Consider the following 15,090-nt stretch of genomic DNA (forward strand, 5'->3'; position numbering starts at 1 on the left):
ACACTCTGAACTTAGTCTTCCATAGGAATTGCCAAAATGGGAACGTCAAAATTATTTGCAAATTTCTTAGTCAGGCTGGGATGGAATAAACCTTCAAAAAACGTTCTTTTATACGTCACCATTGTCAGTATATCAATTTCTTGAATTAAGATAAAATCTAAAATAGTCTCTTTTACATCATCACTGTCTATGACAAAAAATTCAATAGGATCATTCTCAAAGGCCTCTTCCCATTTCTTAATTGTCGCTTTTTCAACATCAGATTTGCTAGTTTTCACATAAAGACATTTTACAACTGCATTAGCCATTTTGGCTAATTTTATAGTGTTTTTAAGCGCTTTTTTATCTTTAGTTCTAAATCGAGTTGTAAAACCTATGGTTTCTGTTTTTTTGAATTTGGCATCAACGGGAATGCATAGCATCGGTACATCAATATCAGCCAAAACATTACCGGTATTAGTACCAGAAAAAAACTCTGACCACCCGGAGGCGCCCTCAGTACCCATAATCACATAATCTATTTTATCATCCTTGATTGATTTGTTAATATTATAAAGCAAATTACCATCCATAAGACGATGCGTCATTTTAATTTTATCCAGATTGTGCTCTGCTGCTATGGCGCGAAGTTTTGGAATTTCTTCTTTAAACATTTCAAATTGTGACAACTCTACTGATTCATATATAACCATATAATTTTCAGGAAAAAACTGATTGTCAAATACTGGCAAATCAAAAGTATGCAATAACACCAGTTCACCCTGTACTATTTTTGCAAATTCTAAAGCGTGTACAAATGCATTAGTGGCGGCTTCAGAAAAATCGGTTGGAAATAATATACGTTTCATTTTGAATGGTTTAAAGTTGTACAATAATCAAATTTACACCTAAAGTTACAATTATAATATGATAAATATCAGTCAGTTTCATTTTTTTTAGCACTTTTCAACCCACTATTCAATATTAAAATAGATACTTCTTTAGATTTAGTACCTTTGCAACTTAGACAAAACAACTATGTTATATAACGATTCTATAGTAGCCTTGGCAACCCCTTCTGGAGCTGGAGCTATTGCAATCATCCGAATTTCAGGCGCTGAAGCAATTACTATTGGTAATAGTGTTTTTAAATCTATTAAAAACAAAGATTTAACCAAGCAAAAAACACATACCCTACATTTAGGGCATATTATCGACGACCAAAAAACGCTCGACGAAGTATTGGTATCCCTTTTTAAAGGCCCCAACTCCTATACTGGCGAAAATACGATTGAAATATCCTGTCACGGTTCTACGTATATCCAACAGCAAATTATACAGCTGCTACTGCGTAAAGGCTGCCGTATGGCTGATCCGGGAGAATTTACGCTTCGCGCTTTCCTAAACGGAAAACTAGATTTGTCGCAAGCTGAAGCCGTAGCCGATTTAATCTCTTCTGATAATGAAGCATCGCACCAAATCGCGATGCAGCAAATGCGTGGTGGCTTCTCTAATGAAATAGCTAAATTAAGAGAAGAACTGTTGAATTTTGCTTCGCTCATCGAACTCGAACTCGACTTTGCAGAGGAAGATGTGGAATTTGCAGATCGTACCCAATTCCACGAATTGCTGAACAGAATCGAGTTTGTGCTAAAAAGACTAATCGACTCTTTTGCAGTAGGAAACGTAATCAAAAACGGAATTCCAGTCGCCATTGTGGGAGAACCCAATGTGGGAAAATCGACATTGCTGAATGCTTTATTGAACGAAGAACGCGCTATCGTTTCGGAGATTGCCGGAACAACCCGTGACACCATTGAAGACGAACTAGTCATTGGCGGAATCGGATTTCGATTCATTGATACCGCAGGGATCCGTGAAACACAGGATGTGGTAGAAAGCATCGGTATTCGTAAAACTTTCGAGAAAATCGAACAATCACAAGTGGTTCTTTATCTGTTTGAAAGCTTAAAATTCAAAGTTCAAAGTTCTGAATATATACTAGAAATCGAGAAGGTGAAAAATCAATTTCCGCTAAAACCATTAGTGGTAGTGATCAATAAAACCGAATTACTGACTGATGACGAAGTTGCCGAAATCAAAAATCAACTCCAACCCCTAAACGTGATTCTCGAAATGATCTCTGCCAAACAAAACTTAGGTATCGAAGAATTAAAAAACCAATTACTATCTTTTGTCAATACCGGAGCATTAAGAAATAACGAAACGATAGTTACGAACACAAGACATTATGACTCTTTGCTGAAAGCATTGGAGGAAATAACCAAAGTAAAATACGGACTAGAAACGAATCTACCTAGTGACTTAATAGCCATCGATATCAAGGAAGCCTTGTATCATTTTGGGACGATTACGGGTCAGGTTACAAATGATGAATTACTTGGTAATATATTTGCTAATTTCTGTATCGGCAAATAACACGCATAAATAAACAAACACAAAACATATTCTAAACCCTATAAATTCAATATTTATAGGTTTTTTTATTACTTGCACCTTTTTGATTTAATTGCAAATAGTGGTTTATTATGTGTTTATTTGTACCTTACTTGTACCTTTTATCATATCTTTGAATAAATTAGCCGAAACATAACGATGAGAGTTCACAAAGTTCACACTTTGATACACTTTGATACACTTTGATACACTTTGACACAAAAATGAGTTCAAATATAAGGATAACCAAGATTTGTATTTTCTGTAATAATGAGTTCGTAGCAAAAACAACCGTTACAAAATATTGTTCGCTTACTTGTGCAAGCCGTTGGAACAAAAAAAAGGTAAGAGATGCGAAAATTGAAGTAAGTAATAGCGAAGTAAGAATTATAAAAACTATTCCTATTGAAGATTTGAAAGTAAAAGAATTTTTAAGCGTTACGGAAGCTTCAAAATTAATAGGTTGTTCTCGTAGGAATGTTTACAAGCTTATTAATGCTGGTAAATTAAAAGCTACTAATATTTTAGAAAAAAAAACTATTGTAAAGCGTTCAGACCTTGACGAATTATTTAACAGACCAAGACCCGAACCACCTCAACAAAAAGAGTATGATATTTCAGAATGTTGCACAATTGGAGAAGCGCACATAAGATTTGGAATTTCGCCCAGTGGATTGAGAAATCTTTTGATTAAACACAATGTACCCAAAATTCAGAAACATAAATTTGTTTATGTGCCAATTGCAGTAATAGAAAAAATACTTAGTTAAAATGATAAAAGTTACACTACGACAAAAAGCAATGACCAAAGGAATGCAAAGTCTTTACCTTGACTTCTACCCTCCAATTTTCGTACCTACTACAAAAAAATTAACACGTAGGGAATTTTTAAAACTTCATATCATATTGAAGCCTAAAAATCCAATGGAGAAAAGTAGCAATAATCAAACTTTGATACTGGCTGAACAAATACGACTGAAAAGAGAAAACGAACTTAACAAACCCGAAATCTATAACGAATTTGAAATCGAGCAATTAAAGGAGAAAGCTAGAGGCGAACTTTCCTTTACTGATTACTTCAAAAAACAAGCAGAAAAAAGATACGGCACTAATTATGGTGTTTGGAAATATTCCTTTGACCACTTCAAACAATTCTCTAAAGTTGATGTAAAATTTAACGAACTTACTAAAGTTTTTTGTAGCGATTATAAAGACTATTTACTCAAAGCTAAAGCAAAAAAAGGAGGTAGAACAATATCCAATAACACCGCATACAGTTACTTTGGAAAATTCAAAACGACTTTAAAGAAAGCTTTTGAAGATGAGATTATAAACATACCGTTACACAGTAGAATAGCTACCATAGAAGAAAAGGAGACTACTAAACAATTCTTAACAGCTGATGAAGTTAATCGTTTAGCAAATACAGAGTGTAGCAATCCAATTTTAAAACAAGCTTCTTTGTTTTCAATTTTAACAGGTTTACGGTTTTCAGATGTAATAAACCTCAACTGGACAAATGTATTTTATACTAAAGACAAAGGGTACTCAATATGTTTCAGACATCAAAAAACTGATGACAATGAGTACAATTTACCTATATCTAACCAAGCCTATGCAGTGTTAGGAGAACCACAGGAACTAAATCAACAAATATTTTCAGGACTTACTAAAAAACTGGCACGTGATAGGATTTTAAAAAAATGGACTACTGATGCAGGAATTTTAAAACACATCACTTTTCACTGTTTCCGGCACACCTATGCTACACTTCAACTAGAAGGAGGTACGGACTTATTTACTGTTTCTAAAATGTTAGGACATAAGAATCAAAAAACTACCCAGATTTACGCTAAGATTGTGGACGAAACCAAGCGAAAAGCAACCAATAAAATAAACATCACTTTCAATGAATAAAGATATTTACGAAGCAATTTCACCTAAAGAAGTTTCATCTTTATTGATGACAAAAAATGCTTCAATTATAGAAATTAATAAAATTGTTTTTCACTCAGAAGAAACTATACTTTTTTATAATAATGTAGAAGCATACATCACGGAAGATTATTGGTTTAAAAACATAGTCAATAGTTATGAAGTACTTTACAAGAAGTATAACACAATTGAATTGCTTGAAATAATAAAATGTGTTTCAATAATTCTATCTATGAGTTATGAAGAGGTTGACAGTAACGAAGAATTATCCCCAAAACTTGAAATACTTTATAATTTACAAAATTATGCAACACTTACACACTTAATCAGAAAATTTGATATAAGCATTGATATAACGAAGGAGGATTTAGATTCTTTTTTTAGTTATTTAGTTTTTTGCTATGTAAACTGGGTAAAAGTATTCCCATTTGGAATTACATATTATAAAGAATTGAAAGAGAATTACAATACTTTAATGTCAAAAGAGTTTGACACCAAAAAAGCAAACCGTTATGAAGGTTCTTTAGATCTATATTTTAAAGAAATAACAATTGAAATTTTAACCAAAAATAATGCTCGTACTTCCTATGAAAAGGAGGAACTAATAAATCTTGAAGAAATAAAACGTTCTTTAAATTTAGCTTCTTACGATGTAGCAGTTTCAACTTTAGCGGGTAATAAAGAATTAATCTCTACTATCAATGTATTAAAGGAATGGATAAAAATTGAAGAAAAGTTCATTAAAACAATACTTCCTTCTCCAATAGCAAATCAACCTGAACAACAGACTTTTGAATTTAAAAACAATTTTGATAGTACAAATGAACCTTTTATATACAACTATTTCAAAACAGAATTAGTAGACAAGGGACACTTATCAGAAAAAGATTTACAGAAGTATTTATTATGTGCTTTTCAAGAACAAGAACCTCCTAAGGCTAAATTTACGATTAACAAAAGACCTACAGATGATAAAATTCGTAAAATTTTCTACAAATTCTACAAAGAAATTGCAGGGAAACCACATGGCGAACAGCGCAACTATGCAACGTTGTTAGGCGAATTTTTCATGGGCTTTGACACCCAAAAAGTACTAGCTAATTTCAGCAAATAATACAGAAGTAATACAGAAATAGTACCTATTGTACGTATAGTACGTATTTGATTTTTTCCTTATAAACCTCCTGTACCATTGCACTATAATTTTAAAATTTATAGTGTAATGGAAAATTTAAAGATCCCAACTTTTGACCAACTACCAAGCGTAGCCGTCGCAATTCTAACTTCACTTGAAGTTCTTACAACCTTAGTGCAATCTAAAGAGAGTTTGCCTCCCGAAGAAATCATTTTCGATATTGAGGAGGCGTGCTATTTTACAAGATTTTCAAAGCCTACTCTATATGGTTATTGCCAAAGGAACGAGATACCACACTCAAAAAAAGGTGGTAAAACTTTCTTTTTTAAAAGTGAGCTAATACAATGGCTCAAAGAAGGAAAACAAAAGACACTTAAAGAATTAAGTGCAGATGCAGATGCTTATTTAAATTCAAAAAAATAAGAATATGAAAAGCATTAATATAAACCGAAGTGACAAAAATGAAACTAGTGAATTAAGACAGTTAATTCTTTCTGACACTAATAGACTTATCGAAGAAGATAAAAGATTTCAAGTCGCTGAAAATAATATTATAAATAGACTTTTAGATAATATTTCTCCCGTAAACTTTAGAATTTTGGCGTATCCTCAAGATGAGCAATACGAAAAAGAAGTTGAGCAATTAATTAAAATTGTTTTTGACGTTGATGGTATTACCCTACTTAAGGGAATGAAAGGCAAGCATGAAGAATTAATTACACTCAAAAAGCTTTTAGAAAAGAACAAACTTACAAAAAATCATTATTTGATACTTTGTATAGAGCAACTTATGAAAATTGCTACAGACAATAAATGGGGATTGTGTAAAAAAAACAATTCCATATTTCTGTTCAACGGTTTTTACTGGATCGAAGTCAATAAAGAGCGTTTTCAGTCTTTTTTGGGCGATGTAGCTTTAAAAATGGGAGTTGAAAAATTCAAAGCTAAAATTCACACATTTAGAGAGGAATTGTATAAACAATTCCTTTCCGAGGCTTATCTACCTGAACCAGAAAACAAGAACGAAAACATATTAATTAATCTAAAAAACGGAACTTTTGAAATTACTACAACTGGCAGATTATTACGGGACTTTCAAGCTCAAGACTTTATAACACATCAACTTCCATTTTTTCATGACCCTGATGCTCAATGTCCAATGTTTCAAAAGTACCTAGATGAGGTACTCCCTGATAAGAGTAAACAAAAAGTACTTGCAGAATATCTAGGATACATCTTCGTCAAACCTAGTGTTTTAAAACTTGAAAAAGTTCTGATTCTATATGGTACTGGAGCAAATGGTAAAAGTGTACTTTTTGAAATTATAAATGCTTTATTAGGTAGAGAAAACACAAGTAACTTTTCTTTGGAAAGTTTGACAGATTCAAATGGATATTTTAGAGCTAAAATAGGTAACAAGCTTGTGAATTATTCAAGTGAGATAAATGGTAAACTTGATGCGGGCTTCTTTAAACAAATAGCTTCAGGTGAACCAATTCAAGCACGACTTCCCTATGGAGAACCTTTTACTTTGGATAGTTATGCTAAGATGATTTTCAATTGCAATAAATTACCTAGTGACACAGAACACACAGATGGTTTTTTTAGACGTTTTATGATTATTAATTTTGATGTTACAATTCCTGAAAACAAGCAAGATAGAGAATTGCATACCAAGATAATCAACAATGAATTAGCTGGAGTTTTTAATTGGGTTTTGTCTGGATTAGATAGAATACTTGAACAACGAAGATTCAGTAAATGCGAAGCAGTAGATAATGCCCGAAGCGATTACGAAAGTCAAAGTGACAGTGTTAAATTATTCATTGATGAGAATGGATACGTAACTTCTGATTCTGAAACTATTTTAATTTCCGAATTATATCCGTTATACAAGTCTTTTTGCTATGAAGATGGTTATCGTCCTGTTGGAAAAAAAGGGTTTATAGAAAGACTCAACCATCATAAAATGTATGTATTTCGCAAGAGCATTGGAAACGTTGTAAACTTAACCCTAGATTAAGATTTTCTGCAATAAAAATAATTGTCTTTTTTTTATCCCACTTTTTACATTTTTTACACTCAACCTAAAAATTAATAATTGTTTTTTTTTGTTTAGTGCAAAAAGTGTAGAAAATGTATTCCTAACAAAACATTTTTTTTCAAAATTTAAATTAAACACTATGAATTTTAAATATATATTATCTTCAAAAGGAAAGTTTTCTTGTCCCAAATGTGGAAAAAGCACTTTCGTAAAATACATTGATACTGAATCCCAAAACTATCTTGCAGATGGATTTGGTAGATGTGACCGAGAAAGTAAATGTGGTTACCATAGCAGACCACCACAAGGCAAGATAGCCTATTCAATTCCTCATATCTCTCTAATTGATCATTCTGATAAGGCATACAAACTAACTACATTAAATGGTTTTATTCATTTCATACCAAAATCCGCAATACTCGAACTGTTACAGAAAAGTTGCTTTATTGCTGAATGGTATTTAAAAAATTCAAAAATTCAATACCTAACAAATGAGTGCAAAAGGTTTGAAGTCGATGGTGTATCTACTTTAGTTATTACTAAAGAACTTCTGCCTGAAACACCACCAAGTTTTCACGAATTAGAATTACTTGACAAAATGTATTATAACAATAATATCAAATGCAATTTCATAGAATTTTTGAAACAACATTTTTCAGATACTGAGGTTTTAACAGCCTGTCAAAATTATTTCATAACAGGAACAGATAAGCCTTGGATAGGGTCAGTAGTCTTTTGGCAAATTGATAAACAGGAAAATATCCGTCATGGAAAAATAATGCAATACAACTCAAAGACAGGCAAAAGAGTAAAGAATAAAGACGGTAAAGCTCAAATGAGTACCATACGCTCTGTATTACATCTGGAAAACTTTAATTTGAAACAATGCTTGTTTGGGCTACACTTAACCAATGATAATCAGAATAAACCAATTGGATTAGTAGAGAGTGAAAAGACAGCAATAATAATGAGCTTATTTGTTCCTGAATTGATTTGGTTGGCTACAGGAAGTTTAAATGGTTTCAAAGCAGAATATTTAGAGCCTATTAAAAATCGTAAAATTTTAGCTTACCCTGACAAGGGCGAATTTCAAAGTTGGGAAGATAAAGCTAAAGTCTTAAATAAGTTAGGATTTAAAATTATGCTTAGTGATTCGATTGAAACAAATGAAATGTATTCAGACTGCCAAAAGGGATTTGATTTGGCTGATGCCTATCTATTGGAGGGTATAACACGTAATGAATAGTATATGGACAAAACAAACTTAACAGATGAACAAAGAATTAGAAATGCTCGCAAATATATACAGGAACAACGAAATAAAATTGAAACGCTTAAACAGCTTATTAACACAGTTAGACGCTTTATTGATTACCAAATCAATAGAAGCAGACAATTTAAAAAAATTATCACTAGAGGTTATTAATCAAAAATCAACTTTGCAATAAAAAATGCATGCTCACAAAGAGTATATACCTTAATAATTTAGATTCTACTAATTATAAAAAAAAATCAACTCATTTTATCTAAAAAAGAACAACATTATGACATTAGAAAGTTGCTTAACAATAAGTATTACAGATTTGACAAAAAAAGGTGTTTTTAAAAAACAACAAACAGTTACATTACTAAATTTGACACAAAATGATGAGCAGTTTTTAACCGTTGGTGTAGAGTTTATTGTAAGTGACAATGAAAAGTTTATAAATATTACACATCCAAAAGAGAAAGCAATAGACAAAACTGTAAATCATAAAATCAATGTAGCATCGATTCCCTCAAACATAGGTAATGGTTTTGTGAAATATTTAGTTTGCCCCATTACGAATAAACGTTGCAGGAAACTTTATTATCACAAAATGACCTTTATGCATCGTGAGGCAACAGGATTATTATACGAACAAAAAACAAAAAAGCAAATAATTTCGTGTTCAGGATACTTAACAAAAGAACAACGTGAGGAACCAAACAGAAAAAATTTTAGAAAATACTATAAAGGAGATTACACAAAACGCTATTCCAGTATTTTATTAAGGACATCGTATTCCGAAGTTGTTGACGCTTATAAGAAATGCATGGTGAAAAAACGTCCCTAAAGTTGTCAATTGCAGCAAAAACATCCAAAAATTTTTTAAATAACAATATTTGATTTTCAAACAAAAAAGGATTGATTTCATAAAATCAATCCTTTTTTGTTTTAACGTGACTGATACACACTATTTCCGGCACCATAATAGTTGCTATAAATATGTTGGTATATCGCCACTGTTTTAAGGCTTACTTCTTCATCGGTGTACACTTCTTGAGGGAGCCACAACAATTGATTGTAAATTTCACTTTTAACTTGTGCAGTTACTTCTCTTTTTTCTCTCCAGTGATCGATTTTTAGTTTTTCAGCTTTTAATTTTTCTAAGGTTTCTGATGCTACTTTTTTTACCTGTTTAATGTCTTTGCCTTCCAATTCTTTACCTTCTCTAAGTAAATCAAAAATGGCCAAAACTTCCTGATCTTTTAAATTTTCTCTAATAGCTCGTTCTTCCTCAAAAGTCAATTCTTTAACGTATTTATTTAATTTTTCAAAGGTGGACACAGTATCTTCTAAGGATTTCCCTTTGTTATACTCGTCTACAATCTCTTTATACCTTTCATAAAAATCAAGTCGTAACGGATTTTCTTTGAGCATTTGCTCTAGTTTTTGATCTATGGCTTGTTGTAAGTCATACACTAGAGTGTTTTTATTAGGAGCTTTTGCAAAAGCAGCTTTCAGTTTTTCAAAGTCAAGCTTGCTTAAATCGACGTATATTTCCTCTTCTGACTCATTTGTTCCGTCTTCTTCTAAATGCACGCTTGCGTTAACAATACTTTGCAGTTGCATCATAATCTCTGTTACATCTGCCGATTTCACATTTTGATTAAGCAAATTGTAAATAGCATCTATAGCATTAAATTCTCTGATGTATGATTTGGCCTGTTCTTCAGGAAACAAGGCTTTGTACTTCCTAAAAACGCTGCGCGCCATTATTTCAAAACTCGTGCGGGTGGTTTCATTTAAACAAATACAATCTCCTGCTTTCTTCAGCAAACTAATTTTTTCCATCGGTTTCACATCAAACAGATCAGAAAGCTTAAACCTTAATATTTTCAAATAATCCTTAACCTCTTTAATAGCTTGCTTTAGCTCTTTTTCTAAATCAGCAATTTCTTCAACGGCTTTACCAGCTCCTTTTCCTTGGGTTCCTTTTCCACCTTCACCATATACAGAATAGGCTTGCTCTAATTTTTTATACACGTTTCCGTAATCTACAATCAGTCCGTTTTCTTTTTCATCATCATACACACGGTTAGCTCTAGCGATAGTTTGCATGAGCGTATGTCCTTTGATAGGTTTGTCAAGATAAACAGTAGAAACACATTGTGCATCAAAACCTGTGATCCACATAGCGCAAACGATAGCTAAGCGGAATGGATTTTCAGCATCTTTAAATTCTTTTTCAAGATTTCGTTCCACCATTTTTCGGCGGTGTTGCTCAATGTCTAAATTCATTTTACGGAATTTATCAACCTCATTCTGCTCACTGCTCACCACCACACATACTTCGGTTTCAGCAACCTTGTTGTATTTCCTCTGTAATTCCTGTGCTTCTTGTTGGTCTTGCGCATTAGCAATTCGTCCTTCTAATTCTTTTAAATACAAAGGCCAATACTTCATGATCAATTGATGCATGCGTACGGCTGTAGGTTTGTCCAATGCAACATACATGGCTTTACCTTGATAGCCTCTTTCGTTAAAATGCCAAACCAAATCTTTAGCAATATCATCCAACCTCGTTTCGGCAGTTAGAATTGGGTAATTCTTTTGAAATAAATAGGCTAACTTTTTCTTTTTATCCTCATCAATATTTTCATCTTCGAGAACCTCAGCCATTTTATCATCTAGCTCAGGATTGTCTATTCCTAGTTTTTTTCCTCTATTGACATAAAGTAGAGGTAAAGTTGCATCATCGTCAATGGCGCGCTTAAAGTCGTAGATAGAAACATATTCACCAAATATATTTTTGGTCAATTCTTCTTCGTCTTTTATAATTGGTGTTCCTGTAAAACCAAGATAAGAAGCATTGGGCAAACCAAAGAAACGCATGTTTCTTGCATAGGTTCCGCCTTGTGTACGGTGCGCTTCATCTGAAATTACAATGATGTTTTTACGATCTGTAATCAGCGGGTATTCAGATTCTTTTTCGGGATCAATAGAAAATTTATGAATAAGGGTAAATACGTAACGGTGGTTTTCTGAGAGTAATTCCCTTAGATGTTCCCGTCCCGTCATTCCTTTTTTATTACCTGCAACGATGTTTTTGTCGTTTACGATTCCGGCACCAGAGAAGGTATCATACAATTGATTTTCTAATTCGGTTCTGTCTACCGCAATCAAAAAAGTATAAGCACCGCCAAATTTACGATGTACTTTTTCACATAAAAAAACCATCGAATAGGATTTCCCACTTCCTTGCGTATGCCAATACACTCCTAATTTTCCTTGAAGATCTTCGATGTTACTAACGTTTTCTAAAACTTTGTTTACGCCAATATACTGGTGATTTTTAGCCATTAATTTGACTACCTCGCCGCTATTTTCATCGAATAAAAGAAAGTTTTCAAATAAGTCCATTAAACGCTGTGGTGCGCAGGTTCCGCGTAACATGGTGTCTAAACTTACAACACCTTCTTGTTCTTCTTCAATACGTTTCCAATCCAAAAAGAATTTATACGGACTAGTTACCGTTCCTACTTTGCTATCTACACCATTACTTAAAATAATAAAAGCATTGGTGTGAAACACCCGCGCAATAGTGTCTTTATAATCTTTGATGTTGTCGTTGTATGCATTGCGTAAATCACTATGGTGCGCTTTGAGTTCAAAGAAAACTAACGGAATACCATTTACAAAACCAATTACATCTGGTCTACGACTGTACAACTCGCCAACTATTTCTAATTGGCGCACTGCTAAGAAATCATTATTGGCGTAATTGTTATAATCAAATATTTTGAGCTTCTTTTTTATCAGCTCGCCCTTGTCATTGGTATAACTTATCGGAATTCCGTTTTTGAGTAGGTCGTATTTCTCTTTATTAGTGCTTCCTAAAGTTTTATCAGCTACTTTTTGGGCTAGAATTTCATACGCTTGTTCATAGGCTGAAAGTGGAACATCAACATTGAGTTTGGTCAAAGACGATATAACGTAACGTTTTAAGATCACTTCTGATTTATTTTCACGCCCCAAAAGTCCGTGCTCGCCAAAGCTTTCTTTTGTCCAAGCCGTAACTACTTTCCACCCCAACTCTTCCAATACATCTTGAGTGGCTTGTTCTATAAGGGCGTCTTCTGAATATTCGTAGCTCATCTGTTAGGGTTTTAAATGCTTTTGATACAAGGGGAATATTTGCTGCTCTAAATGATGTTTTGCTTTATTAAAGCTCCATATTCCTTTATCCCAATTAAACTCATCGTTTTGCTGATCTACTAATTTAAAAATTAGAGATGATTTTAAAGAGTCAATGGAACTATTATTTAGCTTATTTTTAAACTTGGTCTTCTTATCGTCTACATCTGACGCACCATATTCTGAGTTTTCGTTAACGGTTAATAAAACTAAATTTCCAAAATAATCTTTTAGAATAGGATTCTGTAAACTTGGAAATAAACCTCGATCAGTAACATTTTCAAAACCATCTTTACTTTGAGGGAAGATATGTTCGATAGATGTTTTAAATGTTATTTTGTATTTATTCCATAATTCGAATTCACTGTCCGGAATAATCTCTTTAAAATCATCTCGATATTTCCAAATTAGATACTCCGTTTTGTAAAACCAGTAACGAAAGAAAAAAGTTCCTTTTAATTGAATTAATTGTTTCAATACATACTCTAAATTCCCTACTGATTCTTTTTCAAAAATCAGTGAGTAATCTTTAAAACTCAGCTTAGACATGGTGTCATCAGCATTCTTCTGATTATAGAAACTATTATCTAATTTTTCTATAAATGTTACAGCTGAATTGACTGAATCATCATAGCTATCTATATTCCTATCTGTTATGTACTTTTTATACAAATAGAGTAGAAAAGGCGTAATCCAATATTGAGTTTTTGATTCTTGCACAATATACATTGTTGATTGAGCAAGACAAAGTTGTCTATTACTTTCTACAAAATCTCGTTTCACTGAATGAGATTTATTATTACGATTATAATAAACCTTATTTATTAATAAACTATCTTGATTGTCTCCATCTTCAGAACTCCACTTAATCACATATTTATCAAATAGAAATCTCAAATCAAATACTAAATTTATAAATGATATAACATTTGTAGCATTTGAAAAATGACCATTATCAGTATCAAAGAAGTTTAATAAATGTTTTGAATCTACAGGAACTACGTTATCTATTTTGTATACAAGATTATAAACCCGTAAAGAGTGCAGTAAAAGCTGTGAAAAACTAATGATACTTCTACAATCCTCTGCTCCATTCTTATTACTTTCATACTGTACATCAGGTTCTTCTTCTAAAATCGAAAGTAGACTAATTGCTTCAGTAGAATTAGTAATATAATTATTCAATTGAAAATAATCTTCAGATCGATTTGACTCGAAACCTGAACTCCAGATTTGATCATGAAGTACATTTTCCCATTTTGCATTTGTTATGCTATATATACTTCTTTCTAAATATTGATTCATACTAGAAGATGCATCCCATTTGTAAACCAAAAGATCAACGTCAACTTTTGATGTTTTTGCTTTTTTTAAAACGCTAATTAGTCTAGACTTAAGTATCTGATGATTTTCTAATTGTTTACCACCACTGTTCAACGATTCAAAAATCTGATTTAGATTATTTTTGGCTGGCACGGTGGTTTGAACCATAATTAATTTTTCAAAAATATAATCTCCAAAAAGTGACAAGGATTTTTTATCCCAATTATATTTTACAATTACATCTTTTATAGCATTATAAATATTCCTAATTCCTTTTACTATCGGCTCAATTGATTCATCATCTATATCAAAGTGAACATTTTTATTTTCTAATATATTAAATGAGCAATTACTTAAATGAGCAAAGTAACTATTAACTTTGTCCCTTGAAGTAAAACTTAAACGAGGTTTGTCATTTAAAAAAGCAAATTTTTTTAAATTTTCATTATACTCTCCTAAAATGATTGAGATTAACCATAATGTAGTGAACCTTTGTTGTCCATCAATCAAATCAATGACTATTCTATCATCATTTTCAGTATTAGCAAACATCATATTACCAATATAGTAGGAGTTCTGATCTTCTAAACAAGCTTCTGTAATATCTTCAATAAATAATTTAATTTCTTCAATCCCCCATACATATAAGCGTTGATATAATGGAATTTGGAGAATAATGTCCGTCGGATGTTTTATAAGGGTCTCTAAACTAAAATAGTTTGAAGTGATTTCTTCTTTTACCTCTAAAACTTCATCTATAGTTGTATATCCTAACAT

Annotated in this window: 12 protein-coding genes; 9 read left to right on the forward strand and 3 right to left on the reverse strand. The window is 32.2% G+C overall.

The annotated features are described in order from the left end of the window. Window positions 1-11 precede the first annotated feature (11 nt). The gene (locus tag AC4PRO_RS14385) at window positions 12-848 is read right to left on the reverse strand and encodes a universal stress protein (RefSeq protein ID WP_074724709.1); all 837 of its coding nucleotides are present in this window, start codon (window positions 846-848) and stop codon (window positions 12-14) included. A gap of 169 nt (window positions 849-1,017) precedes the next feature. On the opposite strand from AC4PRO_RS14385, the gene mnmE reads away from it, so the two are divergent. The 9 genes from mnmE to AC4PRO_RS14430 all read left to right on the forward strand — a co-directional run bounded on the left by mnmE (window position 1,018) and on the right by AC4PRO_RS14430 (window position 9,646). Next, a complete protein-coding gene (mnmE, locus tag AC4PRO_RS14390) occupies window positions 1,018-2,418 on the forward strand; it encodes a tRNA uridine-5-carboxymethylaminomethyl(34) synthesis GTPase MnmE (protein ID WP_492117818.1) in 1,401 nt (466 codons plus the stop codon). 242 nt (window positions 2,419-2,660) lie between these two features. Next, entirely contained in the window at window positions 2,661-3,206 is a 546-nt protein-coding gene (locus AC4PRO_RS14395) for a helix-turn-helix domain-containing protein (protein WP_492117819.1), read from the forward strand. A 1-nt stretch (window position 3,207) separates the two neighbouring features. Beyond that, entirely contained in the window at window positions 3,208-4,353 is a 1,146-nt protein-coding gene (locus tag AC4PRO_RS14400; RefSeq protein WP_492117820.1) for a site-specific integrase, read from the forward strand. Next, window positions 4,346-5,485 (forward strand): hypothetical protein, encoded by a 1,140-nt coding sequence (locus AC4PRO_RS14405; protein ID WP_492117821.1) that lies wholly within the window; start codon window positions 4,346-4,348, stop codon window positions 5,483-5,485. Before AC4PRO_RS14400 ends, AC4PRO_RS14405 begins: the two co-directional genes overlap by 8 nt. Window positions 5,486-5,593: 108 nt before the next feature. Continuing rightward, window positions 5,594-5,929: a helix-turn-helix domain-containing protein gene (locus tag AC4PRO_RS14410; RefSeq protein ID WP_492117822.1), complete on the forward strand. Its 336-nt coding sequence runs from the start codon at window positions 5,594-5,596 to the stop codon at window positions 5,927-5,929. 4 nt (window positions 5,930-5,933) lie between these two features. Next, entirely contained in the window at window positions 5,934-7,529 is a 1,596-nt protein-coding gene (locus tag AC4PRO_RS14415; protein ID WP_492117823.1) for a DNA primase family protein, read from the forward strand. 160 nt (window positions 7,530-7,689) lie between these two features. Beyond that, window positions 7,690-8,796, forward strand: coding sequence for a DUF6371 domain-containing protein (locus tag AC4PRO_RS14420; protein ID WP_492117824.1), 1,107 nt, complete (start codon window positions 7,690-7,692; stop codon window positions 8,794-8,796). A 25-nt stretch (window positions 8,797-8,821) separates the two neighbouring features. Further along, entirely contained in the window at window positions 8,822-8,998 is a 177-nt protein-coding gene (locus AC4PRO_RS14425) for a hypothetical protein (protein ID WP_492117825.1), read from the forward strand. 96 nt (window positions 8,999-9,094) lie between these two features. Further along, window positions 9,095-9,646 carry a hypothetical protein gene (locus tag AC4PRO_RS14430; RefSeq protein WP_492117826.1) on the forward strand — a complete coding sequence of 184 codons (552 nt, stop codon included), beginning with the start codon at window positions 9,095-9,097 and terminating at the stop codon, window positions 9,644-9,646. Window positions 9,647-9,747: 101 nt separating this feature from the next. On the opposite strand, the gene AC4PRO_RS14435 is transcribed toward AC4PRO_RS14430, so the two are convergent. Both AC4PRO_RS14435 and AC4PRO_RS14440 read right to left on the reverse strand, forming a co-directional pair. Then, on the reverse strand, window positions 9,748-12,951 hold the full coding sequence (locus tag AC4PRO_RS14435; RefSeq protein ID WP_492117827.1) for a type I restriction endonuclease subunit R: 3,204 nt from the start codon (window positions 12,949-12,951) through the stop codon (window positions 9,748-9,750). A 3-nt stretch (window positions 12,952-12,954) separates the two neighbouring features. Beyond that, a complete protein-coding gene (locus tag AC4PRO_RS14440) occupies window positions 12,955-15,090 on the reverse strand; it encodes a DUF262 domain-containing protein (RefSeq protein WP_492117828.1) in 2,136 nt (711 codons plus the stop codon).

The organism is Flavobacterium sp. DW-iso2, assembly GCF_058725285.1.